At 37.5% G+C, this 24,967-nt stretch carries 24 protein-coding genes; 20 read left to right on the top strand and 4 right to left on the bottom strand.

The genetic code is table 11. From position 1 onward, the window contains the following. The first annotated feature begins 103 nt into the window (after positions 1 to 103). On the top strand, positions 104 to 454 hold the full coding sequence (locus ACK2M2_RS08115; RefSeq protein WP_419347354.1) for a hypothetical protein: 351 nt from the start codon (positions 104 to 106) through the stop codon (positions 452 to 454). A gap of 156 nt (positions 455 to 610) precedes the next feature. Here the strand turns inward: ACK2M2_RS08115 and prmC are convergent, their stop codons facing one another. Then, positions 611 to 1,429: a peptide chain release factor N(5)-glutamine methyltransferase gene (gene prmC, locus ACK2M2_RS08110; protein WP_419347351.1), complete on the bottom strand. Its 819-nt coding sequence runs from the start codon at positions 1,427 to 1,429 to the stop codon at positions 611 to 613. Then, positions 1,429 to 2,517, bottom strand: a complete 1,089-nt coding sequence (gene prfA, locus ACK2M2_RS08105; protein WP_409511417.1) for a peptide chain release factor 1 — start codon at positions 2,515 to 2,517, stop codon at positions 1,429 to 1,431. Before prfA ends, prmC begins: the two co-directional genes overlap by 1 nt. A gap of 444 nt (positions 2,518 to 2,961) precedes the next feature. Between prfA and ACK2M2_RS08100 the strand changes: the two genes are divergently transcribed. The 3 genes from ACK2M2_RS08100 (at position 2,962) to ACK2M2_RS08090 (ending at position 5,383) form a co-directional block, all read left to right on the top strand. Next, entirely contained in the window at positions 2,962 to 3,399 is a 438-nt protein-coding gene (locus ACK2M2_RS08100; protein ID WP_409511418.1) for a hypothetical protein, read from the top strand. 281 nt (positions 3,400 to 3,680) lie between these two features. Further along, positions 3,681 to 4,205, top strand: a complete 525-nt coding sequence (locus ACK2M2_RS08095; protein ID WP_419347347.1) for a glycine zipper domain-containing protein — start codon at positions 3,681 to 3,683, stop codon at positions 4,203 to 4,205. A 173-nt stretch (positions 4,206 to 4,378) separates the two neighbouring features. Further along, positions 4,379 to 5,383, top strand: coding sequence for an LLM class flavin-dependent oxidoreductase (locus ACK2M2_RS08090; RefSeq protein ID WP_419347344.1), 1,005 nt, complete (start codon positions 4,379 to 4,381; stop codon positions 5,381 to 5,383). Between the two features lie 82 nt (positions 5,384 to 5,465). Here the strand turns inward: ACK2M2_RS08090 and ACK2M2_RS08085 are convergent, their stop codons facing one another. Continuing rightward, positions 5,466 to 5,942, bottom strand: a complete 477-nt coding sequence (locus tag ACK2M2_RS08085) for a hypothetical protein (protein WP_419347342.1) — start codon at positions 5,940 to 5,942, stop codon at positions 5,466 to 5,468. 665 nt (positions 5,943 to 6,607) lie between these two features. On the opposite strand from ACK2M2_RS08085, the gene ACK2M2_RS08080 reads away from it, so the two are divergent. Both ACK2M2_RS08080 and ACK2M2_RS08075 read left to right on the top strand, forming a co-directional pair. Continuing rightward, positions 6,608 to 6,772 carry a hypothetical protein gene (locus ACK2M2_RS08080; protein ID WP_419347339.1) on the top strand — a complete coding sequence of 55 codons (165 nt, stop codon included), beginning with the start codon at positions 6,608 to 6,610 and terminating at the stop codon, positions 6,770 to 6,772. Between the two features lie 137 nt (positions 6,773 to 6,909). Then, entirely contained in the window at positions 6,910 to 7,461 is a 552-nt protein-coding gene (locus ACK2M2_RS08075) for a flavoprotein (protein ID WP_419347336.1), read from the top strand. A 612-nt stretch (positions 7,462 to 8,073) separates the two neighbouring features. Here the strand turns inward: ACK2M2_RS08075 and ACK2M2_RS08070 are convergent. After that, on the bottom strand, positions 8,074 to 8,910 hold the full coding sequence (locus tag ACK2M2_RS08070) for a pyruvate, water dikinase regulatory protein (protein ID WP_409511424.1): 837 nt from the start codon (positions 8,908 to 8,910) through the stop codon (positions 8,074 to 8,076). A gap of 151 nt (positions 8,911 to 9,061) precedes the next feature. On the opposite strand from ACK2M2_RS08070, the gene ppsA reads away from it, so the two are divergent. From ppsA to dnaB, 14 genes are all read left to right on the top strand, one after another. Then, positions 9,062 to 11,440, top strand: a complete 2,379-nt coding sequence (ppsA, locus tag ACK2M2_RS08065; protein WP_409511425.1) for a phosphoenolpyruvate synthase — start codon at positions 9,062 to 9,064, stop codon at positions 11,438 to 11,440. An 81-nt stretch (positions 11,441 to 11,521) separates the two neighbouring features. Beyond that, positions 11,522 to 12,301 (top strand): RDD family protein, encoded by a 780-nt coding sequence (locus ACK2M2_RS08060; protein ID WP_419347333.1) that lies wholly within the window; start codon positions 11,522 to 11,524, stop codon positions 12,299 to 12,301. Between the two features lie 304 nt (positions 12,302 to 12,605). Further along, entirely contained in the window at positions 12,606 to 13,658 is a 1,053-nt protein-coding gene (cyoA, locus tag ACK2M2_RS08055) for a ubiquinol oxidase subunit II (RefSeq protein WP_409511427.1), read from the top strand. A 9-nt stretch (positions 13,659 to 13,667) separates the two neighbouring features. Then, positions 13,668 to 15,659, top strand: a complete 1,992-nt coding sequence (gene cyoB, locus ACK2M2_RS08050; RefSeq protein ID WP_409511468.1) for a cytochrome o ubiquinol oxidase subunit I — start codon at positions 13,668 to 13,670, stop codon at positions 15,657 to 15,659. A gap of 4 nt (positions 15,660 to 15,663) precedes the next feature. Next, positions 15,664 to 16,284 carry a cytochrome o ubiquinol oxidase subunit III gene (gene cyoC, locus ACK2M2_RS08045; RefSeq protein ID WP_409511428.1) on the top strand — a complete coding sequence of 207 codons (621 nt, stop codon included), beginning with the start codon at positions 15,664 to 15,666 and terminating at the stop codon, positions 16,282 to 16,284. Next, positions 16,281 to 16,607, top strand: a complete 327-nt coding sequence (gene cyoD / locus ACK2M2_RS08040) for a cytochrome o ubiquinol oxidase subunit IV (RefSeq protein ID WP_409511469.1) — start codon at positions 16,281 to 16,283, stop codon at positions 16,605 to 16,607. The genes cyoC and cyoD overlap by 4 nt, the downstream gene beginning before the upstream one ends. A 10-nt stretch (positions 16,608 to 16,617) precedes the next feature. After that, positions 16,618 to 17,496, top strand: coding sequence for a heme o synthase (cyoE, locus tag ACK2M2_RS08035; protein ID WP_409511429.1), 879 nt, complete (start codon positions 16,618 to 16,620; stop codon positions 17,494 to 17,496). A gap of 168 nt (positions 17,497 to 17,664) precedes the next feature. Beyond that, positions 17,665 to 19,770 carry a hypothetical protein gene (locus ACK2M2_RS08030; RefSeq protein ID WP_419347328.1) on the top strand — a complete coding sequence of 702 codons (2,106 nt, stop codon included), beginning with the start codon at positions 17,665 to 17,667 and terminating at the stop codon, positions 19,768 to 19,770. A gap of 7 nt (positions 19,771 to 19,777) precedes the next feature. Further along, on the top strand, positions 19,778 to 20,524 hold the full coding sequence (locus ACK2M2_RS08025) for a DUF3142 domain-containing protein (RefSeq protein WP_419347325.1): 747 nt from the start codon (positions 19,778 to 19,780) through the stop codon (positions 20,522 to 20,524). A gap of 212 nt (positions 20,525 to 20,736) precedes the next feature. Then, positions 20,737 to 21,468, top strand: a complete 732-nt coding sequence (locus ACK2M2_RS08020; RefSeq protein WP_419347323.1) for a hypothetical protein — start codon at positions 20,737 to 20,739, stop codon at positions 21,466 to 21,468. Positions 21,469 to 21,637: 169 nt separating this feature from the next. Beyond that, positions 21,638 to 22,024 carry a 30S ribosomal protein S6 gene (rpsF, locus tag ACK2M2_RS08015; protein WP_409511433.1) on the top strand — a complete coding sequence of 129 codons (387 nt, stop codon included), beginning with the start codon at positions 21,638 to 21,640 and terminating at the stop codon, positions 22,022 to 22,024. A gap of 12 nt (positions 22,025 to 22,036) precedes the next feature. Then, the gene (gene rpsR, locus ACK2M2_RS08010) at positions 22,037 to 22,264 is read left to right on the top strand and encodes a 30S ribosomal protein S18 (protein ID WP_086191057.1); all 228 of its coding nucleotides are present in this window, start codon (positions 22,037 to 22,039) and stop codon (positions 22,262 to 22,264) included. Positions 22,265 to 22,273: 9 nt separating this feature from the next. Then, on the top strand, positions 22,274 to 22,720 hold the full coding sequence (gene rplI / locus ACK2M2_RS08005) for a 50S ribosomal protein L9 (protein WP_409511434.1): 447 nt from the start codon (positions 22,274 to 22,276) through the stop codon (positions 22,718 to 22,720). A gap of 187 nt (positions 22,721 to 22,907) precedes the next feature. Beyond that, complete coding sequence (dnaB, locus tag ACK2M2_RS08000) at positions 22,908 to 24,353, top strand: replicative DNA helicase (RefSeq protein ID WP_409511435.1); 1,446 nt, start codon at positions 22,908 to 22,910, stop codon at positions 24,351 to 24,353. Positions 24,354 to 24,967 lie beyond the last annotated feature (614 nt).

Genomic DNA, 24,967 nt, shown 5'->3' with positions numbered 1-24,967 from the left:
ATTTCTACTTGCAGTAGAGTGATTTATCGTTTATTTTTCACTCATATTTTGAGTTATTTTTAAACTCTACTCTCCCACCCTGTTAAACAGCTAGGTTATTGCCATGCTTAAAATGATTAATGTACTTGACGCAAGTCTTGTGCAAAATTTTACTCATTCATTTTCCAACCACGTTGAAGATCTTGATGAGCAAATGCGCCAAGGGATTCTCAGCAGTTCAGATATCGAACTTAAAAAAGTCATCGCCAATTTTATGGATCAAAATAATCCAATCGATTTAGCCGATGCTTTAGATATCAATCAACAATGCCTCGAAGAAATTCAAACAGGCTTGGCATTAAAAAAACAGAATATTGCAGAAACAGCTAAAATTGTTGCACTCTGTTTAGCCCTTGAAACAGATGGTCTAAATCAACTAAATATTGCAGATAGCATCGCGGATACCTATCTTTAAAAGCTTTAAAAGTTAATTATTTGCTGAACTCTATAAAATTCAGTATTTTACTATTTAAACATGATATTAATAAGCAAAAAACCGAGCAAATCAATTTGCTCGGTTTTTTATTCTTATATTTAACATTTAACGCTTAAATGATCTGTAATAGGTCATTTATGCATGACATGCTAAGGTTACTCGATCATTACCACCGTAATCTTTCACAGTACGAATGTCTTTAAAGCCATATTTTTTAAATAACTGTTGTACGGCATCCGCCTGATCATAACCATGTTCAAGCGCAATCCAACCATTTACTGTTAAGTGCTTTTGACCTTGCTGAATAATCAACTCAATATCAGCCAAACCATGATTTTCAGCTACTAAAGCACGTCTTGGTTCAGTCTCCAAATCTTTCATGTGCACATCATCAGCATCAATATATGGTGGATTAGACACGATCACATCGAAATATTGATTACGATTCAAAGCATTCAACCAACTACCACAGGCAAATTTGACATGATTTAAATCATGTTGCTCAGCATTAAACTGTGCAACTTCGAGCGTTGGCTCATAAATATCAGTTGCAGTAATATCCCAATCAGGACGTTCAATTGCCAAAGACAATGCAATTGCACCCGTCCCTGTACCTAAGTCGACAATGCGGGCATCTTCAGGCAAATCTAAATGCAACACCGTTTCAACCAAAACTTCCGTATCTGGACGAGGCACGAGCGTATCTTTAGTGACTTTTAAATCAAGTGTCCAAAATGGCTGTGAACCTGTTACATAGGCTAAAGGTTCACCTGCTTCAATACGTTTCAAAGCATCAACATAGCTTTGCTCTTGTTCAGCAGTCAATACTTGCTCTTTTTTCATCACCAAATCAAATGAATCAATTTTAGTGATATGTTCGAGCAACCATGCATTTTCTTGGCGTTCGTAGCTTTCAGGTTCACCACGTAAGGCTAAAGCCTGTGCAATGTTCATTAGCCACCATTCTGCTGTGCAAGCATCGCCAACTGATCTGCTTGATATTCACGGTGTAAACTGTCTAAAAGTTCAGTTAAATCGCCTTCCATTACGGCATCCAACTTATATAACGTTAAATTGATACGATGATCCGTCATACGACCTTGTGGGTAGTTATAAGTACGAATACGTTCTGAGCGATCACCTGAACCGACTAAATCACGGCGCATTTCCGATGTTGCGGCATCAGCAGCAGCACGTTTTGCATTTTCCAAACGTGACACAAGTAATGCCATCGCTTTGGCTTTATTCTTATGCTGTGAACGCTCGTCCTGACACTCTACTACTGTTCCTGTTGGAAGGTGGGTAATACGTACCGCTGAATCGGTTTTGTTAATGTGCTGACCGCCCGCACCTGATGCGCGGTAAGTATCAATACGTAATTCTGATGAATTAATTTCAACCGTGGTATCGACATCAATTTCAGGTAAAATTGCTACCGTACATGCAGAAGTATGCACACGACCTTGTGATTCTGTCGCAGGCACACGTTGTACACGATGCGCACCACTTTCAAACTTCAAACGACCGTACACACCATCGCCATTAATTAGGCAAATAATTTCTTTATAACCACCGTGTTCGCCTTCATTTTCGGACAGTACTTCAATACGCCAACCTTGTGATTCGGCGTATTTGCTGTACATACGGTATAAATCACCCGAGAAAATAGCAGCTTCATCACCGCCTGTTCCTGCACGGATTTCCAAATATGCAGAGTTGGCATCATTTGGATCTTTTGGAATCATCAAGACATTCAGATCGGCTTCAAGGCTTTCAATTAAAGCTTTATTCTCTTTAATTTCCTCAATCGCCATTTCCTTAAAGTCAGGATCAGAAAGCATCGCTTCAGCCGTGACGATATCTTCTTCTGCCTGTTTATACTTTTTCCAAACATCTGTAATTTCTGTTAAATCTTTATGTTCACGAGATAAATTGCGAAAACGCTTATTATCAGAAATGACTTCGATATCTGCCAATAAGGCTTCTAATTCTTCATGTCGATCACACAGTTGATCTAATCGTAAACGTAACGATTCTTTCATTTAAATCTATTCTCAAGCTCGTCTTTACTTTTTAGAGCCAATATAAAATCAATAAAATAAAGCTTCTATCAATATTATCGGGTGATACATCACATTTGATGCAGCATACTCAAATTAAGTAAAGAATTCTAAAATTGCGCTTAGTTTAACGATTCTGCCTCTTAATTGACATATCTATTCGCTGACTTCTACTACTACACTTGATCGTTTCATCTATATGTATTTTTATAAAAATTAAGTTTTTATTTTTTTGTGACATATTTCACAAAATTTTCAATCATTTGTTTTCTAAATAGACAATATTAATACAAAGCATACACTCCGATACCAAACGCTATAACTCTAGTATTTCATCTCCACATTCAAAGCCCTTGTCTTTGGTACATTGCTTACATCAAATATTAAATGAAAGACATTAGTCCCTAACAGGACATGGAGTGAATGATGAATCTTAATGCAATGTTACTTGGTACTGCACTTGCAGTTTCTTCAGTATTTACGGTTAGTGCGCATGCAGATAATTCGACACGTATTGCAGCAACTTCTGCATTGGGCAGCGTTGCTGGAACAGCAATTGGTAAACAAATGGGCGGCAACACAGGTGCAATGATCGGTTCTGCGCTTGGCGGTGCTGGTGGTGCTGCTGTTGCAACCAATAAACGTGACCGTACAGCAGCCGCAGTCGGTGGTGGTTTAGGCGGTGTCGGTGGTTATACTGTCGGAAAAAATATGGGCGGTTCAACAGGTGGTTATATTGGTTCTGCATTAGGTGCAGCGGGTGGCTCAGTTTTAGGTAAAAAAGTATCTGAAGATCGCCACTACGATGACCGCAAATATAGTAAAAAGCACAACAAAAAGTATTATAAAAAGCACCGTCATTAATTTAATGTGCGGTGAGAAAAAGCCCTCAATCGATATCGATTGAGGGCTTTTTTATGTATTCGTACCCTTTAATTTATCCTTTGAACCACTTTCTTTAGTTTCAATATTGCACAGATTAAAACAAGAATACGAACATAATTATGGAGAAATTAATAAGAGTGGATACAAAGCATTTACTATTCACATCATGTTGCATACATGAGCATTCACAATCAAAGTGAAGTATTTCGTTACATTAAACTCAAGACAAAATATTAGAGAAGCTTCTCAAGGAGTTGACCATGAAAATTACAGCAATGATCGGCGCAGCGGTAATCGCTACAAGCTTAATAACCACTGCACATGCAGGTAATAGTACAAATACTGCATTAACTTCAGCCTTAGGTGGTGTGGTTGGTGCGGCAATTGGTCAGCAAATGGGTGGCTCAACTGGTGCAATGATCGGTTCAGCGATTGGTGGTGCAGCTGCTTCTGCAAACCGCAAAGATCGTACAGGTGCCGCAATTGGCGCAGCACTCGGTGGCGCTGGTGGCTATACTGTAGGTCGGAATGTATCTGGATCGACAGGTGGCTATATTGGCTCTGCGCTTGGTGCGGCAGGTGGGGCTTCTTTAGGTAAAAAAGTCTCTGAAGATCGTCGTTATGATGACCGTTATGACCGTAACTATAACGGCAACTACAATGATCGTTATGATCGCAGATCATCAGGCTATCGTAACTCAAATTATCGTTATAATGATCGTAATTATCGCCATGACAATGGTCATCACTACGGTCAGTACAAAAATAAAAATTGGCGTGATTAACTTACTCACTCAACTCAAAAGCACCTTCGGGTGTTTTTTTACGCCTGATAAAAATTACAAAATCTATTTTGCAATGATCAATATTTAATACACACAAATATCGAAAATAAGCGATATACTTCCACCCCCATATATCGTATTATTTCGATATATGATTATAAAAGAGTTTAAATATGCGCTCATTGCACAATACGCAATTCTCCATTCTTGAGCTTGCTCCCGTCCGTGAAGATAAATCGGTACAATTTTCTTTACAACATGCCCTTGAATTGGCACAGCATGCTGAAAAACTTGGTTTTTCACGCTTATGGCTAGCCGAACATCATAATATGGATGGTATTGCAAGTTCTGCTACAGCTGTACTTCTGGGCTATTTACTTGCCAATACATCGACACTTAAAGTTGGCTCAGGTGGCATTATGTTACCTAACCATGCTCCACTTGTTGTGGCTGAACAATTTGGTACATTAGAAACACTGTACCCAGGACGAGTTGAACTTGGCTTAGGTCGTGCACCGGGAACAGATCAAGTCACAATGCGAGCATTAAGACGTGGTCGCCAAGAAACTGAAGAGCAATTTCCACAAGATGTCCTAGAAATTTTGAGCTACTTTGGTGAAGCTAAACAAGGACAACGCATTACAGCAACACCAGGACAAAATACGCATGTCCCTGTATGGTTACTTGGTTCAAGTTTATTTAGCGCACAACTTGCCGCACAGTTGGGACTTCCCTACTCCTTTGCTTCACATTTTGCTCCTCGTATGCTCGGTCAAGCGATTCAGCTCTATCGTGAAAATTTCCAACCTTCCCCATATTTAGACAAACCTTATGTATCTATGGGCGTACCAACTGTTGTTGCTGACACCGATGAAGAAGCAGATTTTTTAGCAACAAGTGTCTATCAAAGAATATTAGCTTTATTGACTGGACGTAGTCTAAAACTTCAACCGCCTGTTCAAACCATGGAAGGTCGATGGTCTGTGTCAGAGAAAATTGCGGTACAGAATTTCTTAGCGATGGCACAAATTGGTTCACCTGAAACAGTGAAACAAGGTTTAGAAAAATTACTCATGCAATATGACGTCGATGAGTTCATTTTTACTTGTGATATTTTCGACACAGACAAACGTTTAAATAACTTTAGTTTATTAATGGATTTGAAACAGTCAAATTAAATACTATTTTCCGTACTTAGAATCTTTATACATAAAAATAGCCACGCTAAAAGTGGCTATTTTTATATAGTGGGTCAATTAATCAACATTGACCTTTACGAGCATAACTTGCCATCATATTTTTATAACTTTGTGGTGTATAAAAATCAGTAATACTACAGCCCAAATTTGTACATTTCACATCAAAATCAACTTTAAAACTTTGACCAAAATTTTTCGCCTGCACACGTACTCGACCATTTTGTAACACTGAGTATTGAATTTTGTTTGCAGTTAAATCAGTGTCTTGACCCGGAATAAGCACACCTGCCGCCTGCCATTCACACTGATCACCTTCATTATGATCTGAAATGACTTCTAATTTCTTTAAAATTTGACGTAATTCATGACTACCATAACGACGAATGGCTTCATCCTCGCCTAAGGCTGAACCATCCAGTAGACTATTATAAAGCTTCTTAACAATTTGAATTTTCTCTTGAGCATTAGTATCTACAGCACTACTGATTGAACTTAGAGAAAGAACCATTACCCCAATGAAAATTATTTTAATCTGCATAATCAATCACTCTGTTTAATTTATTGCTTAATATTCACGCGTAATAATATAGTTAACGATCAAGCTAATATACAAAATCTGTTCTATTTTTTTGAAGAATAAAACTTAAATACTCATATTCTATTGATTAAATTCTTCAATTTAAAATAAATTGCCATCTCATTTTAAATACACTTATTCATTAATATACACATCAGAAGAAAAGCAATAAAGCTACAACCAAAACACTGCATGAAATGTATGCCATTTTTCACGCTGAAGAACAATGCCATGCCAATGCTGAAATAGAACAGATGAAACGTTTGAATATGTTAGAGGATGGCACTCCAAAGCCAATAAAAATTACGCCCGATTATTGAATGGCTCGACACCTATGCTGATGATATGCCTTTTTATATATTAGGCGCAGTCATTCCTATGCTTAAAGTCACTCTCGATGGTGTAATTTTTTACATTTGTCCTTGAAACAATTGATGATCCTGTCTATCACTAAGCTTTTTAACTCATTAATGACGATGAGGCACGACACTTAGGTATTGGCTTTAAGCGTCATGAAGACATAAGGCATCAATAAAAGTACGATTGAACTCGGGAAAATGGCTGCTCGTATTGTTGATTCACACTTATTGCTTGCGACTTTAGCTTATTGATCACTGATCAATAAAATGTGGGTCAACGACATTAAGTTAGGTTTACCCGAAAAAAAACTGTATGTCGCAATAAGAAAATTCTCTCGTATTGGTGGAGGTACAGTAGAAGATCGCCGTAACCCTTGGTTCCAACTGATCCAATTTCATGGCAAAAAAACCGTTGATCGCAATCTAAAATGATTTCACAGCCCCATTGATTTTATAGTGAAAATGACTGACCAGATACTAGAAAAATCTTTACCAAAGGCTCCAAGTTGGATATATGAATTAACAGCAGAACTCACTGCAAACAATTAAAACAAAAAGGATTACATCGGATGTCAAAACAAAAGCAGCAACAAGATAGTTTTTTCTACAATAGCGCTGAGTATTTTCAAGAATTTCAGGGAAAAATCATTGCGGCTGACCAAATCAAAATCGCCAATTTTTCAGGATTAAACGTTGCTGTGATTGGCGCAAATCAACTGACTATTTCTCATCTTGCACTATTGATCAAACAAGCGCAATTTGTAAAAGTTTTTCAAATTAAACCTCATTTTGTTTTACCTCAAACCGAAAATGCGATTCAAAAAATTATTGCCCACCCTCTCATTAGTAAAAATCGCCACTTATTTAACAACCGTGTAAAATCTTTATTGGCGATTCGCTATTTAGAATCACAAGTCAGTAATACTTGGATGAAACGTCAACTCATGCCAAACTCTGCCACAGAGAAGAAAGTATTTTTTAAATCGGATACCTATTATTCAGCTTTGCAAAAAGGCAACTGCAAACTAATTACATGGCCTATCTTAAAAATTACTAAAAATGCTGTACAAAGTATGGAAGGCATTGAACATTTAGTTGATGTTATTATTACCACATATTAGATTCTGCCAATAAAAAGAGAAGCTAATAAGAGCTTCTCTTTTATACAGCACTAACTTGATCAGTCAAAACTCAAAAAAACCACCTTTTCATATCATTAAAATATAAATCATATCTATATAATATCTCTGATTACTTTTGTATTGATGCCAAACATCATCAAAAAAATCAATTATTGCTGAAGCGCATGAACCCAAAAATCATTTCTTTGATGTTCAATTCAAAATTCAGAACAAAAAATAGGCAAAATAGCATCTCTCAACTATTTATATTCTAAATACTTGTAATACCTCATATCACGTAAAACAATATTAGTATCATTTTCACAACTATAAAGGCCATTTTTTTTAGTGATACCATGCAAAGTTAACAACAAAACCCACCCCCAATGTGATTATTTTATGTTCAAAATAACGCTTTTTTTAGCAATAAATTCATCATTCAAACAGGTTACTAAAGCATTTATTATTGTTATTTTAGTCACCTTAAATAATCACAACTTCACACAAAAAAAGCCGAACAGATGTTCAGCTTTTTTTCGAAATATATAAAAATACGAAGAATTATTAACGCTCAAACTAGGATCTTACAAAATCCTTAAAAGTGTACAAATATTATCCAATTCGACGTTTTAAACCTGTCATTTGCAACACACGAGTTGAGATTTCTTCAATAGACATTTCAGAAACATTGAGATGTTTTATTCCTTCCGAAATATAAATTCCCTCTACCGCACGCAACTCCATTTGGCACTGACTAAAGCTCGCATAACGACTATTTGCCTTTCGTTCAGAGCGAATTGCAACCAAGCGTTCTGCATCAATCATCAAACCAAAAAGCTTGTGTTTATGCTCTTTTAAGACCGCAGGTAAACGATTATCATCTAAATCTTCTTCTGTAAGTGGATAGTTCGCTACACGAATTCCAAACTGTAATGATAGATAAATAGAGGTCGGTGTTTTACCTGAACGTGACACGCCAATCAGGATTAAATCAGCTTTATCGTAGTGTCGTGTACGTGCACCATCATCATTATCTAAAGCAAAATGTACAGCATCAATACGTGCTTTATACGACTCAGAATCGGTCACAGCATGGGTCTGTCCGACTAAAGTTGTAGGCGCAGTTCCTAAAACATCTGACAGTTTACTGATAAGCCCTTCAAATACATCAAGATTTACAGCATTTGCAGTATTTATAATATCTCGTGCGTAAGGGTCAACTAAAGTATCGAAAACTAAGGGTTGTTCACCATCTATTTCCGCCCGTTTGTTGATCTCTTCGACCACATTCATGGCAGCCTCTTCACTCGTAATATAAGGGATAATATGAATGTCAAATTTCACATGTGGAAACTGTGCCAACAAAGAGTGACCCAGTGTTTCAGCGGTAATAGCTGTACCATCAGAAATAAAAAAAACGCTTCTCTTTATTTGGTTACTTCCCGACATTAAAATTCTCCTCAAACATTTGTCATCGCACTGTATAATCTTTATAGTAACGTCATCTTACATGACTATCGCTTGGTTGAATCAAAAAGCGGTTTTTTTTGTTATAATTTGATACCAAGATAGTGAATACTGCAAAAGTGGAGTAACAACTTTGGAAGCACGCGTAATCGGTCTGGAAAAACTCGGGAAACACGACGTAGAACTCGTGGGTGGTAAAAACTCATCACTTGGTGAAATGATCAGCCATTTAGCAAATGCTGGCGTATCAGTACCAGGTGGTTTTGCAACCACTGCTGCTGCCTATCGTGAATTCCTTGAGCAAAGCGGTTTAAATGCTAAAATTTCAGCTGAATTAAAACAATTGAATGTTGATGATGTTAACGCTCTTGCAGAAACTGGCGCTAAAATTCGTCAATGGATTGTTGATACCCCACTTACAGCAAGCTTAGAAAAAGAAGTTCGTGATGCGTTCGCTGAACTTTCAAAAGGCAACCCTGACGTTGCTGTTGCTGTACGCTCTTCTGCAACTGCTGAAGACTTGCCAGATGCTTCATTTGCGGGTCAACAAGAAACTTTCCTAAACATTCGCGGTATCGACAATATTTTAATTGCGATTAAAGAAGTATTTGCTTCACTTTATAATGACCGTGCAATTGCTTACCGCGTACACCAAAATTTTGACCATGACATCGTTGCATTATCTGCGGGTATTCAGCGTATGGTTCGCTCAGAAACTGGCGCTGCTGGTGTAATGTTTACACTTGATACAGAATCTGGTTTCCGTGAAGCGGTATTCATTACTGCATCTTACGGTTTGGGTGAAATGGTTGTTCAAGGTGCGGTTAACCCTGACGAATTCTATGTTTCTAAACCACTTCTTCGCAATGGTAAACATGCAGTTATTCGTCGTAACCTTGGCTCTAAACACCAAAAAATGATTTATGGTGAAGAAGGCACTACAGGTAAATCAGTTGTTGTCGTAGATGTTGAAAAAGCTGAACGCCAACAATTTGCTTTAAATGACTTAGAACTTCAAGAATTAGCTAAACAAGCGTTAATCATTGAAGAACATTACCAAGCGCCTATGGATATTGAATGGGCAAAAGACGGTGATGACGGTCAAATTTACATCGTTCAGGCACGTCCTGAAACTGTAAAAAGCCGTGAAAATGTCGGCACAATGGAACGTTACCTGCTTAAACAAAAAGGTACTGTTCTGTGTGAAGGTCGTTCAATCGGTCAACGCATTGGTTCTGGTAAAGTTCGTATCGTTTCTTCAATCAAAGAAATGGACAAAGTACAACCAGGTGATGTTCTTGTATCTGACATGACTGACCCAGACTGGGAACCAGTAATGAAACGTGCTGCAGCAATCGTCACAAACCGCGGTGGTCGTACTTGTCACGCAGCAATTATTGCACGTGAGCTTGGTGTACCTGCAATTGTCGGTTGTGGTAATGCAACTGAAGTTCTTGTAGATGGTCAAGAAGTGACTGTATCTTGTGCTGAAGGCGACACTGGCTTTATTTATGAAGGTGCTTTGGATTTCGAAATTCAACGTAACTCAATTGAATCTATGCCTGCTCTTCCGTTCAAAATCATGATGAACGTGGGTAACCCTGACCGTGCATTTGACTTCGCGCAAATTCCAAATGAAGGTATTGGTCTTGCACGTTTAGAATTTATCATCAATCGTATGATTGGTGTGCATCCAAAAGCATTATTGAACATTGAAAGCTTACCACGTGAAACACGTGCAGCTGTTATGGCACGTACTGCAGGCTACTCTTCTCCAATCGAATTCTATGTTGAGAAATTGGTTGAAGGTATTTCCACCCTTGCTTCAGCATTTGCAGACAAGCCTGTAATCGTTCGTATGTCTGACTTTAAGTCAAACGAATATGCAAACTTGATCGGTGGTAAGCTATACGAGCCTGAAGAAGAAAACCCAATGTTGGGCTTCCGTGGTGCAAGTCGTTATGTATCTGACAACTTCCGCGACTGTTTTGAGCTTGAATGCCGTGCATTGAAAAAAGCACGTGATGAAATGGGTCTTACAAACATCCAAATCATGATTCCATTTGTTCGTACAGTAAATGAAGCGAAGCGTGTAATTGAGCTTCTTGCCGCAAATGGTTTAAAACGTGGTGAAAATGGTCTTAAAGTGATCATGATGTGTGAATTACCAACCAATGCATTATTGGCTGAACAATTCCTTGAACACTTTGACGGTTTCTCTATCGGTTCTAACGACTTAACTCAGCTAACACTTGGTCTAGATCGTGACTCTGGTATTGTATCTCACCTTTTTGACGAACGTGATGCAGCGGTGAAAGTGCTTCTTTCTATGGCGATTCATGCTTGTCGTAAAGCTGGTAAATATATCGGTATTTGTGGTCAAGGACCTTCGGATCATCCTGATCTTGCATTTTGGTTAATGGAACAAGGTATCGAGTCTGTTTCACTTAATCCAGATTCTGTTTTAGACACTTGGTTCTTCCTTTCTGAAGAAAAAGCTCAACAAGCTTAATAAACTGTGTTAAAAAAGACCCACACTTGTGGGTCTTTTTTTTTCAATATTGTTTTTTGTTTTTTTTGAGATTTAAGTTTTATGCAAATTTACTTGGCACGCAATAATCAACAAGCCGGTCCATATTCACTAGAGCAACTCAATCAGATGCTCAGCAGCCAACAAGTTTTATTGACTGATTTGGTTTGGCATCAAGGCATGACTGAATGGAAAGCTTTAGGTGAATTGACGCAAGGTCAATTGAAATATGAACCTGTAGGACAACAAATAGTAAATCCAACGTTCAATAATACACCTTTTGAAAATAATCTTGATCAAAACATAACGACTCAAAAAACACCAATTACACCAAACAATGTTCAAGCTGCACCTGTAGGTAAGCGCATTTCTGCAAAAGTGACTGACCTTGCATTATTTTTCTTACCGCAACTGATGGTCATGATGTATTACATGCCTGATGAAGCCAAAAAAATTGCTGAATCTGGTGCATCTATGGAAAATCAGATGAAAGTTGTGGAAATACTCAATGAGAGCATTCCTGTTTCAGCACATATGGCGATGCTCGCTTTTGTATTCATTTTACTTCTAGTTCAAAGCACCATGATTAAAAAATCAGGGCAAAGTATCGGTAAGAAGTTGTTTAATCTTCAAATTGTAGATAATACAACGCTTCTTCCACCTGGCTCATTACGTGGTTTTTTTGTTCGCTCATTCTTATTTATTGTGCTTTCACAAATGGTTGCATTTATGCCATTACTCGCAATTATCTTTATCATTGACTTAGTGATGTTCTTTAGTAAAGGAAATATTGCGCTACACGATCGAATTGCAAAAACCCGAGTCATAGAAATTTCCAAATAACTTCTAAATAATAAAATGGCGGATTTCCGCCATTTTTTAACTCTAAGCAATGAAAAAATAATAGTTTATCTTTTTGTTTTAGCTACATTTCCGACTAAACATATCAGGTATTTTTCACACAACATATTCCCCCCTTATCTATAGCTAAGTTTGACGATATGAGGCATAATGCCCTACAACGTAGCGGTGTCACATTATTGAGAATGATTACTATTTGTTAATAATGGGCATTTTTAATCATGCGACACTTTAATCGCTATCCCATATTTATATAGGGAATGGGACTCTTCACCGAGGTTGTAAAATGAGACAAACAATTTTAGCTGTATTGTCTTTATCAACGCTGACTGCACTTTTAACAGGGTGTGGTGGTGATATGGTACTTCTAAACTCTAAAGGTTCAGTTGCAGCAGGTCAAAGTGACCTAATGATGACTGCAATTTACTTAATGTTATTGGTCGTAATTCCTTCGATCATTATGGCATTGTGGTTTGGTTGGAAATATCGCGCGTCAAATAAAGATGCAGACTATAAACCTACTTGGGCGCACTCAACTGCAATTGAAATTGTAGTATGGGGCATTCCATGTATTATTATTGGTATTCTTGCTTATATCACATGGTATGGTTCGCACAAATATGACCCATATCGTCCGCTAGAATCAGAAAAAGCACCATTAACTATTCAGGTTATTGCTGAACAGTTCAAATGGATTTTCGTTTATCCTGAACAAGAAATTGCGACAGTAAACGAAGTACGCTTCCCAGTTGCTACACCTGTTAATTTCAAAATCACATCTAACTTCACAATGAACTCATTCTTCATTCCACAGTTAGCTGGTCAGATTTATGCAATGGCAGGCATGCAAACTCAGCTTCATATTATTGCTGATGAACATAGCCCAGCTGAAGGTTACCGTGGTTTCTCTTCAAACTATAGCGGTTATGGCTTTACACAAATGCGTTTCCGTGCGCATGCGGTAACTGACGCTGAATTCAATACTTGGGTTGATGCTGTTAAAGCTGGCAATGGTACTTCAGTAAATGCTGATGCAATCCAAAAACCTATGTTGGATAAAGCAGAATTCGCATCTCTGAAAGATGGTGATCGTTCTAAGCACCAAATTGAAGCAATGGTCAACAATGCTCATACACCAGAAGAAATTAAAGCTGCACACGAAGCTGAACGTAAAGGTCCATTCCCTACTAAGCCTCATCCTGTGACTTATTATTCTTCAGTTGAGCCTAACTTGTTCAACGACATTATTAAGACTTACATGAGCAACTACCATGGTGCAAATCATGCAAGTGCTGAACATGCAAGTGCTGAACATGCATCTGCTTCTGTAGGGGAATAAGATATGAGCATGACTCTGTTATTGGGTAAACTCAATTGGGATTCAATCCCTAAAGAGCCTCTTGTACTTGTTACCATGGTAATCATGGCTTTAGGTGCAATTGCTTTACTCGGTGGTATTACCTATTTCAAAAAATGGGGCTACCTTTGGAATGTATGGTTTAAATCTGTAGACCATAAAAAAATTGGTATTATGTATATCGTTGTATCTGTAGTCATGCTGTTGCGTGGTTTCGCAGATGCGATCATGATGCGTCTTCAACTCTTCCTTGCAAAAGGTGGTGGTGAAGGTTACTTACATCCAGACCATTACGACCAGATCTTTACTGCGCATGGCGTAATTATGATCTTCTTCGTAGCAATGGGTCTTGTTGTAGGTATGATGAACATCACTGTACCTCTTCAAATTGGTGCACGTGACGTAGCATTCCCATTATTAAACTCTTTAAGCTTCTGGTTATTTGCTGGTGCTGCAGGTTTGATGATGGTTTCACTTGTATTAGGTGAATTCGCTGCAACAGGTTGGATGGCTTACCCGCCTCTATCTGGTATTCAGTATTCTCCTGGTGTTGGTGTTGACTACTATATTTGGGCACTCCAAGTTTCAGGTCTAGGTACACTTCTTACTGGTGTTAACTTCTTTGTTACCATCATTAAAATGCGTGCGCCTGGCATGGGTCTTATGGATATGCCGATCTTTACATGGACTGCACTTTGTACAGCTGTATTGATCATCGCATCATTCCCAGTATTAACTGCAACTATTGCAATGTTAACGCTTGACCGTTACTTCGGTTTCCACTTCTTCACAAACGAGCTTGGCGGTAGCCCAATGCTGTATGTGAACTTGATTTGGACTTGGGGTCACCCAGAAGTATATATTCTGATTCTTCCAGCTTTTGGTTTGTATTCGGAAATCGTTTCTACTTTCTCTCGCAAAACATTGTTTGGTTACAAATCAATGGTATATGCGACTATTGCGATCACAGTACTTGCGTTCGTAGTATGGCTACATCACTTCTTTACAATGGGTTCTGGTGCCAACGTTAACGCGTTCTTCGGTATCATGACTATGATCATCGCGATCCCAACTGGTGTGAAAATCTTCTCTTGGTTATTCACCATGTATAAGGGTCGTATTACCTTTACATCACCAATGTACTGGACACTTGGCTTCCTTGTGACTTTTGGTATCGGTGGTTTAACAGGTGTATTGATGGCAGTTCCTCCAGCGGACTTCTTGGTACATAACTCATTGTTCCTTATTGCCCATTTCCATAACGTAATTATTGGTGGTGTGGTATTTGGTATGTTCGCGGGTATCACTTTCTACTGGCCAAAAATGTTTGGTTGGAAGTTAAATGAAACTTGGGGCAAAGCATCATTCTGGTTCTGGTTCTTCGGTTTCTATTTTGCATTCATGCCACTTTATATCCTTGGTTTCATGGGTATGACTCGTCGCTTGAATACATATGATAACCCTGAATGGGATCCGTATATCGCGATTGCATTGTTTGGTGCTGTACTAGTTGCTATTGGTATCGCATGTTTCCTAATGCAAGTCATCGTTGGTTTCTTACAACGTCACGACAACATGGACCACACTGGCGATCCATGGGATGGTCGTGTACTTGAATGGGCGACTTCGTCACCTGCTCCATTCTATAACTTTGCTCATCTTCCAAAAATCAATGGTATTGATACTTTCTGGACTGACAAAGAAAATGGTGTAGCATATGCACGTCCTGATTCATATGAAGATATTCATATGCCGACTGACCGTGCTGCAGGTTTCGTGATTGCAATGTTCATTACGGCTATGGGCTTTGCATTGATTTGGCACATTTGGTGGTTAGCTGCTGTTTGCTTCCTTGGTGCGATCATCAGCTTCATCGTAAGTTCATTCACGAAAAAAGTGGATTACTACGTCCCTGCTGCTGAAGTTGAACGTATCGAAAACGAACGTTACGCTTTACTTGAAAAACACTTGAAGAAGGACTAAGGACATGACTGAAGTACTTCATCACGATAACCACGGACACGACGAGCATCATCATCACGATGATACAGACATCACCGTCTTTGGTTTTTGGACCTACTTGATGAGTGACTTGATTTTATTCGGTACACTCTTCATCGCGTTCGCTGTATTAAGCAGTCATATTCCGCCGGGCACCCCTAGTCCTAAAGAATTATTTGGTGATACCTTAGGTTTCGTACTTGTCGAAACTTTTGCTCTCCTTATTTCTTCTGTGACCTTTGGTTTCGCGGTACTTGCTTCATACAAGAAAAATGTTAGCCAAGTTTTAATGTGGTTGGCAATTACATGGGTATTCGGTGCAACATTCATCGGCATGGAACTTTATGAATTCAATCATTTAGTTCACGCTGGTCACGGCCCTAGTCATAGTGCGTTTTTATCTTCGTTCTTTACACTTGTAGGAACACACGGTATTCACGTAACTTCTGGTCTAGTGTGGATGCTTGTATTGATGTATCAAATCAAGAAAAATGGTTTGACACTTCCAAATACTCGTCGCCTTGCTTGTTTAAGCTTGTTCTGGCACTTCCTTGACATCGTTTGGATCTGTGTATTCAGCGTAGTTTACTTACTGGGAGCACTATAATGAGTCATGACCATAATACTGCAGATGCTTCGCACGGCAATATTAAGCAATACTCTATCGGGTTCATCTTGTCTGTTATCCTTACCATCATCCCATTTGGGATGGTGATGAGCGGTATGACAGGTGGCGCTGTAGTTGCAACCATTGCAATTACAGCGGTTGCTCAGGTTCTTGTACAGTTGGTTTTCTTCTTGCACATGAACTCGTCATCTGAACAACGTTGGAATGTGATTGCTTTTGTCTACACAATTTTAACCATTGCTGTATTGCTTATTGGTTCTGTGTGGATTATGAACTACTTACATTCAAACATGATGATCTAAACTGATCGGCATGTTTAAAAAGTATTTATTCCTGACTAAACCAGGAATTCTCTTTGGTAACTTTGTTACCACTCTGGGCGGCTTCTTTTTAGCCGCTCAGGGCTCAGTAGATTTCCTTCTCCTATTCATCACCCTACTTGGTACAACACTTGTTGTTGCCTCAGGTTGTGTTGTCAATAACGTCATCGATCAAGACATTGACCATAAAATGCAACGGACAATGAACCGTGCATTGGTTAAAAAAACCATCAGTCCAACTGTTGCTTTAATTTTCTCAGCAGTTTTAGGTCTATCGGGTTTTGCTCTATTATGGTTTTTTGTTAACGCATATGCCTTTGGTTTTGCTGTACTTGGTTTTGTGGTTTATGTAATTTTTTATAGTTTATGGAGCAAACGTACCAGCATTCACCAAACGGTGATTGGTAGTATTTCTGGCGCAAGCCCTCCTGTTATTGGATACACCGCTGTATCAAATGAATTTGACGTTGCTGCATTGCTGATTTTTTTAGCATATGCATTTTGGCAAATGCCACATTCATGGGGTATCGCAATTTATCGTTTTGATGACTATAAAAATGCTGGAATTCCTATTTTACCTGTTGCACGCTCAATTGTTCGTACTAAGGTCGAAAGCCTGATTTACGTGATTTTGTTTGCATTGGTTTTAAATGGTTTGTATTGTTTTGGCTATACCAATATTTTCTTCGTGATCATCTTCAATGCTATGTGTGCATATTGGGTGTATCTATCGATCATTGGTTTTAAAGCTGAAAATGATCAAATTTGGGCAAAACGCTATTTCTTATATTCAGTAATTTTAATTACGGTTTTAAGTTTCAGTTTTAGTTTTAGCACAAATTCTCCTGCACCACATTTACCCCTGTTTTAGAAAGGATAGAGTTCTCTCTATCTTTTCTTCCCTAGCTTTAATCTGCAATTTTAAAATTGCTTTTCAAAAATTCATCTTAAAATCACATTATTTTTTTATTTTTGCCATCCTTATTCTTCGAATTAATTGTTATGATTTAATGTATTCCTTACTTATAAATAACGATTCATGAACATAACAACACTATATCAATCTATTTTTATTGCTTTCATTCCCACAACACTTTTTATCACACAACAAAGCTATGCAGGTTCAGATGAATACTGTTCACCTGATTTTAGTCTAGATGGATCAGATTATAATGCCTGTAGTAATTTACCCGTTTTAATACCTGGTAATGACAATAAAACCAATATGACACTTTTGCTGAGCGATCTAGGCTTGGCACGAATTAAAACATTAAAGCCCGATTTAAACCTTTGGTCAGCCCAATATGGTAGCGTACCTTTTGATGTGAGCTTATTCCCCACTATTATCGAGAATAAAGTTAATAATAAACGTAAACTCTTTAAACCCGATCAAGATAAAGTTAGTTTTGAGGAGCGCTGTATTTCCTTACAACAAGGACAACAAAGTTTTACTAATCAAGTCAAAGCCAATAAAAATATTCCAACAGCTGAAAAACAATTACTAATTGATGCCCGCTCAAAACTCATCGATTGTGAAAAATCTATTGGGCTTATTTCAGTAAACCCAAATTGGTCAGTAACAACACGCCAATATGCCTCGTACTTAAATGGTAGCATTTTGTTTTACAATACTAACTTTTCCGCAGCTTCTAAAATTTATACAGCATTAAGCCAAGTTGAAGACCCTTGGCTCAAAGAAACAGCGCAATATATGCTTATTCGAACAGAACTCAATACCGCTTTTGCTTCTGCACAAGATCAATATGGCGATATCAACCCTGATAAAATTAATCATGTTTCCGTTAAAAACTTTTTTAACAACATTACCGAATATTTAAAGCTGTATCCAAAAGGGCAATATGTCGCAAGCGCCCGTGGTTTGATGCGTCGTGGTTTATGGTTAACAGATCGACAAGATTTATTAGTCAATGAAATTGTATGGCAAATCAATCACCCTGAATCTCCTTTATATAATTTAGAAATGGATCAACTACCTGCAGAATTGGATCGACGGGTTTTTCGCTCAAAAAATTTTAATCCTAAATTACTCAATGAACCTTTTTTATTGACTACCTATAACCTAATGCAAATGCGTAAAACAGGTGATGAAAACTATAAACCGATTACATGGACACAATTGAATAGCCAAAAAGCGTTCTTTAAAACACAACCTGAGTTATTCCAATATCTACAAGCTGCTCATTTATTTTATGTTCAAGGAAAGAACCAAGACGCTTTATCTTATTTACCGAAAGCTGCTACACAGAACAACAGCGCTTTGCAATTGAGTCAACAATTTTTAATTGGGCAAATTTTAGAAAAACAAAATAAAGCGCAAGCCCAGCAGCATTGGTTACAACTTTACCAACATGCGAATAATGGTAATACCAAAGCCCTACTTGAAACAGCTTTAGCGAATCACTTCAATCAAAGCCAAAATACTCAAGCATTTATTGGTAAAAATCCACAAATAAGCCAAGCAATTCTGCAAAAGAATTTTATCCACGACTTTGCCAATGAAAAGTCGTTACAAACAATTATTCAGTCGAGCATAAGTACACAAAATCAAAAGAATACTGCGATTTATACCTTATTATCTAAATCTTTAAATGTGCAAAATTTTGCCCTGTTTAATCAAAATATTCAGTATTTACCTAAAGATGCGAATCAATATAAATCTTATGAATCCAATGATGCACTCAAAGAACAGCCTCCATTTTCTGATTTTATTTGGCAAGGCTCAAATATTACACCGCAACTTAAATGCCCCGACTTAATCACCCTGTCTAAACAACTTGTACAATCACCGAAAAATGCATTGTTGAATGTATGTTTAGGTGAATATATGCGTCATTCACGTTATGGTGACTATTATTATTCGTGGCAGACTGAAAACAATCAAACCAATTTTAAGGGTACGCCTTTTGCTCGTGGAACGGCCTATAAAAATATCATTCAAAATGAACCCAATGGCGACTTAAAAGCCTATGCTCTATATCGTTCTGTCATGTGTTACTCACCCAATGGTATGAATGATTGTGGCGATGCAGACGTTCCTAAAAACACTCGAAAACAATGGTTTGATCAACTGAAACGAGACTACCCAAACTCAAGTTGGGCGAAGTCATTGAAGTATTATTGGTAATTTTCCAATGCGCTTTCATTATTTAATACTTATTTTTATGTTTGCTTTCGGTTTGATGGCTTGTAACCCAAGTCAATCGGCAGCAGAGAATGCTACATCAACAAATATTATAGATGCCAATCATTATGATGCTTTTTGGATTTGGGGTGATATTTCTTCTGCCCCTTATTTAGCCAAAGCTAAAGAAATTTATGTGCTACAAGGTGAAGTCAAAATAGAACGGAACACGAAAAAATCGATTTTAATTCCTCAAGGCGTTGCTGTTCTAAGAGTGCCACATCAAAAAGTTTGGCTTGTTTTCCGTAATCATCATCTCAATTGGCAAGATCATGAATTGGATAAAATTTTAAAGCGTGTTCATCAATGGGAAAATAACGATAATAAAATTATCGGGATTCAAATCGACTTTGATGCAAAAACTAAAAACCTCAAAGAATATGCATTATTTTTGCAAAAAATTAGACTACAACTTCCTAAACAGTATCAGCTCAGTATCACAGGATTATTGGATTGGACAAATATTCAAGATACTGAAACGCTTAGGTTACTTCGAAATAATATTGATGAGCTCGCAATTCAAACCTATCAGGGTTCAAAAACAATTCCGAATTATCAAAACTATTTAAAAAAAGTGACTAAACTCAACCTACCTTATAAAATTGGACTTGTTCAGCATGGTGACTGGAACAGACCATTGAGTTTTAAAAATGATCCAAATTTTAAAGGTTATGTGGTGTTTTTGTTGAGGGAGTAAGTTTTTAAATTCTTTATTTATATAGGGTTCATTAACATTTCATAAATGGCTAACGCCGCAGGCAAAAAATGAACAAACTAGGCTGAAAATCGTAAGCTATTCTTATATTTTATAACAAAGTTTGAAAAAATTTAGCCACAATCCAACATTATCTGAACAATACGGAATTTATATTATTTAGATGTAGTTTTTGACTTTTACTGGAATTTTATATGCTAAAAAAAGTAGTCTGCTTAACCCTTTTATTACAAGGATGCACTTCTAATCCTCAACCCACTCAAAAAGCGTTAAATCCTAATAATCCATCTTTACGATCTTCTACAGACTATTCTATTACTTCTAAAACTAAAGCTTTATCTTCAAATTTTTCACACACTAAATTAAAAGATGCCTTGAGATCGAATATCTATCGAGTATCAACAATCAATCGAGATGAAGATTTATGGGATTTTCCACCTGTAAACTACCAACAAGTCACTTTTGAACAATTAACCAATCAAGAACAAACAGTTTATACCGCTCTAGAAACAAGTTATTTAAACAATTGGATTATGTGTAATGGTAAAGAATATGTTTCGTCAAGTTCTGGTGCCCCCTTTTATTTATTCTATGAAGTAATGAATTATCAAGCACGTGTTGAAATCAATACGCTCCCACTTAATCAACAAGAACAAGCTAATCAAATTCAATGGAAAGGAAATATTCGACTAGGTTTTTATAAATCATTAGCACGTGATGTTGTAATCAATCAAAAGTACACTTTTCTTTCTGAAGACCCATACCAATCCTTGCCTAATTTCCGTTGGTATAGCCATAATAGTGATTTTCAACTAAAAGATAATCAGATTTCCCATAAAGATCGCCAAAAAATTGTTGATTATGAGATCAGCCCGCTTAAATTAAATTGTGATTTGGTTCAAAAAGTTTTAGAAACTACAAAATAGTATATTTAAACAAAATTAATTTAGATTGTAATCCAATAACATTATGCCTATAATACCACCTCGCAATATTTTGCGGCTCAATTTGATTGACTTTTCAAGTTAATTTAATTGTGACTCCTTGCTTCAATCTTTATTAGATTGGGGCTGCATAAACCGTAAGGAGCTGACAATGCGTCACTACGAAATCGTAATTCTGGTACACCCAGACCAAAGCGATCAAGTTGTGGGAATGGTAGAACGCTACATTTCTCACATCAAAGAAGCTGAAGGTCAAATTCACCGTCTTGAAGATTGGGGCCGTCGCCAATTGGCTTACCCAATTAACAAAATTCATAAAGCTCACTACATTCTAATGAACATTGAATGTGGTCAAACTACGCTTAATGAATTGGAAGAATTATTCCGTTACAACGATGCTATTCTTCGTAACGTAATTATCCGTCGTGAAAACGCAATTACTGAAGAGTCATTATTGGCGAAAAGTGCTGAAGAAAAACGTGCGCGTAAAGCTCAACGTGAAGAAGCACAACACGCTCAAGACTCTGCTGAAGCTTAAGGAGAACATAACATGGCACGTTTTTACCGTCGTCGCAAGTTCTGCCGTTTTACAGCAGAGAAAGTAACGTATATCGACTATAAAGATATTGACACTTTAAAACAGTACATCACTGAAAACGGCAAAATTGTTCCTAGCCGTATTACAGGTACTAAAGCTCGTTACCAACGTCAATTAGCGCTTGCTATTAAACAAGCTCGCTATTTGTCTTTGATCCCTTACACTGACAATCATAAGTGAGGTTGAGCTGTGGATATTATCTTATTACAACGCATTAAAAACCTAGGTAAACTAGGCGATAAAGTTTCAGTTAAAGCTGGTTACGGCCGTAACTTCCTTATCCCACAAGGTAAGGCTGTTGCTGCAACTGAATCAAATACTGCTGCTTTTGAAGCTCGTCGTGCAGAACTTGAGAAAGCTGAAGCTGATATTTTAGCTGCTGCTCAAGCACGTGCTGATCAATTGAACGAAGTTAACATCGTTATCACTGCTAAAGCTGGTGACGAAGGTAAACTATTTGGTTCAATCGGTACTCGTGACATCGCTGACGCGTTGACAAATGCTGGTCTTGTTGTAGACCGCGCAGAAGTACGTTTACCACTTGGTGCTTTACGCAACGTTGGTGAATTCAACATCGCAATCCAATTGCATCATGATGTTACTGCTGAAGTTCTCGTTACTATCGTAGCTGAGTAATTTTTGCAAAAAAAGAGCATGCTTTTGCATGCTCTTTTTTATTTGTCTAATTGAAAAATATAAAATTTACTCAAAACCTCTTCTTTCAGCTTATTGAATTTTTTCATTGGGAAATAGGATGAGTTTTGCTTTATCATAAAGCAGTCCCCTATCAGCCATTTTGCTTTATTTAAAATCAAGGTCTTATATGTCTCAGGCAACCGCCCCTGCTTCTACAAATACTTTTAAAAATGATGCTAAGTCACCTGACACAGCACCATTAAAAGAATTTCGTACGCCACCACATAACTTGGCGATTGAACAGGCTGTACTGACCGCATTAATGACTGTTGCCGAATCATTTGAACAAGTCAGTGATGTGCTGAATGAAAATGATTTTTATGCAACACGACATAAATACATTTTCCGTGCCATTGAAAAACTTGCACAAGAAAGCTCACCTTATGATGCTGTTTTAGTCAATGATTGGCTCATTAAACAGAATTTAATTGACACTGTCGGTGGTGAAGAATATCTGATGCAACTCATGTCAGACTCACCTTCAAGTTTTTATAACCTTGAAACTTACGCAGTTAAAATCAAAGAGTTTGCAACCTTACGTAGCATGATTAAAGTCGGCAATGAAATGTTGCAAAATGCCTATGATACTAAAGGTCGTGAAGTCAGCGAAATTTTAGACTTAGCAGAAACCAATATTTTCTCGATCGCAGAACAACATAATAATAATGCGAAAGCACAAGGTCCAAAACCTATTGCAAGTGTAACCGCAGATTTAATCACTAAACTTGATGAACTTTCACAAATGGAAGGCAGTATTACAGGTTTAACCACTGGCTTTGTTGAACTTGATAACAAAACCTCTGGCATGCAAGCGGGTGACATGATTATTGTTGCAGCACGTCCATCGATGGGTAAAACCACACTTGCCATGAATCTTGTAGAAAGTGTGTTATTTAATAACAACTTGCCTGCTTTAGTTTTCTCTATGGAAATGCCCGCAGACTCCATTGCTATGCGTTTAATTTCATCTTGGGGGCGCGTACATCAAGGGCATTTACGTTCAGGTAAAATGGATGGGGACGAATGGTCTAAAGTTACGGGGACAATTTTACAACTACAAGAAAAACACTTATATATTGATGATTCTTCTGCACTTCCACCCACTGAATTACGTGCTCGTGCTCGCCGTATTGCAAAACAACATGGCGGAAAACTCGGTTGTATTATGGTCGATTATCTTCAGTTAATGAAAGTTCCAGGAATGGGCGACAACCGTGTAGGTGAAATTGGCGAAATTTCACGAAGTTTAAAAGCTTTAGCAAAAGAAATGAGCTGTCCTGTTATTGCATTATCACAGCTTAACCGATCGTTAGAGAACCGCCCAAATAAACGCCCAGTTATGTCCGACTTACGTGAATCGGGTGCCATCGAGCAGGATGCCGATTTAATTATGTTTATTTACCGTGATGAAGTTTATAACAAAGAATCGAAAGAAGCTGGTACTGCAGAAATTATTATTGGTAAACAGCGTAACGGCCCTATTGGCACTGTTCGTTTAGCATTTGAAGGACAATATACACGTTTCAGTAATTTATCACCTGAGTATTATGCGCAGTATGATGATGAAGAATAATTCATCTTTTTAAAATGCCTGATCAAGCCTCTGACGCTTTGCATATTTTTTATGTAATTACTCCAAATAGTACGCTTGATTCTGCTGAATAAATCCATTTCAAAGACCTGTAAGGTGTTCATTTTCACATGTTCACCTTCTTTTTTTATCTATTCAAAAATAAGTGCTACACATACTCGACCCAGTATTGATTTGATTAATATCATAATTTAATGCTACTAAGGTCATTAATGTGTAGTCGTTAGGCGTATCACAATCAAGTATATGCAAGTTCAACCACCAATTGATTTTAATGAAATTTAGTTTTCTCAATCTTGTTTAAATCGAAGTTGAGTCCCCAAAGTTTAAGTTTTTCAAAGCGAAAATTTGTCCAAAATAATCAAAATACAAATTTCGAAGTATTCATTTCTACCCAACCCGTTGTACTTGTATTGAATCGTGCAAGAAAAACTTCATGTACTCTACAAATAACCATTCATTACAGAACTCTCATACATCATTCGATTGGCTTTGTTGCACAAACCTATCTGTAAAGGGTTTTTCAGCGATATAATTTTCAAATGAAGAAGCCTACACACAAAATCTACCGCACAACCAATTGGCCCGCATATAAC

This window comes from Acinetobacter sp. TY1, from assembly GCF_048551395.1.
GTDB lineage: Bacteria > Pseudomonadota > Gammaproteobacteria > Pseudomonadales > Moraxellaceae > Acinetobacter.
The sequence above is the reverse complement of the archived record's forward strand: the minus strand, read 5'-3'. Positions and strand labels throughout refer to the sequence as shown.